At 28.2% G+C, this 1,785-nt stretch carries 1 protein-coding gene; it reads left to right on the top strand.

The genetic code is table 11. The annotated features are described in order from the left end of the window. Nucleotides 1-90: 90 nt before the first annotated feature. Nucleotides 91-1,368 (top strand): IS110 family transposase, encoded by a 1,278-nt coding sequence (locus tag AZI32_RS16955; protein ID WP_061997132.1) that lies wholly within the window; start codon nucleotides 91-93, stop codon nucleotides 1,366-1,368. Nucleotides 1,369-1,785 lie beyond the last annotated feature (417 nt).

Raw genomic sequence — 1,785 nt, 5'->3', positions numbered from 1 at the left:
CTGTTTATTATTTAAAACGGAGTTTGCAAAAAAATGCACCTCCTTGTATTATGAAGTTGTTAATCAAACATAATAGGAGGTGCATGCATAATGCATAATAATTGTAACAGTAAAATGAGAAAAAGTAAAATTGATAATTCATATTTAATAGTAGGTATAGATATTGGAAAAATAAATCAGTATGCTAGAATAACTGATTCCGAAGGAAATGAAATAGGTAAAAAAATTGTATTTCAAAGAGATATCTTTGGATTAAACCAGCTGATTATGAGGATTAATACCTTAAAGTTACAATATAAAAAAACTAAGGTTTTAGTTGCAATGGAGCCTACCGGCATCTATTGGAAAAATGTTTATGAAGGATTAAAAAGCTTAGATTCATCACTTGAGTGCGTACTGGTTGATGTTAAAGATGTTATTAATGTTAGAAGTTTGTTCTTTGGAACAGTTAAATCTGATATTGTAGATAGTTTAGCTATTGCTAAAACAGCAACACTAAAAGGTTTTAATAAGAGACTTGAATTAAATGAACGAGAACAAAATATTAAAGATTTAAATACAGCAAGAGAAGATTTATTATCTAAAATACTCAGTATAAAAAACATTCTAACCAGTATTCTTGACGAGGTTTTTCCAGAATACAATAAACTATTTAAGGATTATTTTAAAAAGAGTTCTATGGTATTTTTAGATACTATCTTTTGTCCGCAGGACATAATAAATACTGATTTACAAAGCTTATACAATAAAATTAAAAGTAAATCAAAAACATGTATAAGTTTAAGTAAACTAGCTAAAATAAAAGCTGTGGCAAGTGAGAGTATTGGAATTAAACCTACTATAGGAAAAAAATTTCATTTCAGAACTAATTTCGAACTTTTACAAAGTTTACTACACAGTATTGAAGAAATTGATAATGAAATATATGAATTAATGTTAGAAGATGATATGGCGGGTAGAATGATGGATATTAAAGGAATAAGTGCTATTAGTACGGCCAATCTACTATCGCAGATAGGAAGTTTTGATAAGTTTAATAGTCCAAAGCAACTTATATCATATTGTGGCTTAAATTTAAGGGTAAATGAATCAGGAAAGCATAAGGGTAAAACAACTATTTCAAAGAGAGGCAATTCAATGATAAGAGCATACCTATTTAGGGTTATGTTGCCTTTAATCAAAAATAATGATGAATTTAAAAGACTTCATAACCATTTTAAAACAAGAAAAGATAACCCGTTAAAACCAATGCAATCTATGATAGCCCTAAGTTGTAAATTATTAAGAGTACTATTTGGTATGGCAAAAAATAATCAAGCTTATATACCGGAGGTTGCATTTCAATGTAATTATGTAGAGGTAGCTTAAGTTTTAAATAATAGATAGGAATTAACTAAATATATTAAATTTTAATGAGTAATATAAATAAACTTTTAAGTAAAAAATCAACCCAGATAATGACTAGAACCATAATTTTAGGGCGAAGACCCAGTTTAAGAACATCAGTCATATTCCAGCTATAGAGATAAGGTACGAAGGAATTTAGGACATAGATCCAGTGAGACATGAGAATGTAATTAGCTATAGTTACTAAGGAAAAAGCAGGGTGACATACAGGAAAAAAATGCCACTGCAACTGTAGGGTCTATTTCTAATACCTAAAATATTATAGCCAAAGGTGATTTACCACTTTTAACTTAGAAGTTTAAACCTTCGCACATTAAACTCATATAAAATTTAAAGATAATAGAAGCATAATTGAGTATTTCAATTAAAAAGAGAGAA

The organism is Clostridium sp. ATCC 25772, assembly GCF_001573875.1.
GTDB classification, from domain to species: Bacteria; Bacillota; Clostridia; order Clostridiales; family Clostridiaceae; genus Clostridium_J; species Clostridium_J senegalense.
Note: the sequence above shows the minus strand (reverse complement) of the source record. Positions and strands in the feature narration are given on the sequence as shown.